At 76.1% G+C, this 255-nt stretch carries 1 protein-coding gene; it reads left to right on the top strand.

Annotated elements, in window-relative coordinates; translation table 11 throughout:
* Positions 1 to 18: 18 nt before the first annotated feature.
* A partial coding sequence (locus tag KVS67_RS14435) for a DUF3043 domain-containing protein (protein ID WP_217565482.1) occupies positions 19 to 255 on the top strand: 237 nt, incomplete at its 3' end.

Raw genomic sequence — 255 nt, 5'->3', positions numbered from 1 at the left:
CATCACTAGACTGGCCGGGTGTCCAAGCGGGACAAGACCCCCGAGACCGCGCCCGCCCCCTCGCCTCACGGCCCCTCGGCTGCCCCCGCCGAGGGCGCCGTGTCCGGGGCCGCGCCGCGCGCCCGCTCGCAGGGCAAGAAGGGCCCGACTCCACGGCGCCGCGACCAGGAGGCTGCGCGCCGACGCACTCTGGTCCCCGAAGATCGCAAAGCGGCTCGCAAGGCCGAGCGCCAGGCGATGGCCCAGGAGCGGATG

The sequence above is a fragment of the Micrococcus sp. GbtcB5 genome, from assembly GCF_019091605.1.
In the GTDB taxonomy this organism is placed as follows: Bacteria; Actinomycetota; Actinomycetes; order Actinomycetales; family Micrococcaceae; genus Micrococcus; species Micrococcus luteus.
Note: the sequence above shows the minus strand (reverse complement) of the source record. Positions and strands in the feature narration are given on the sequence as shown.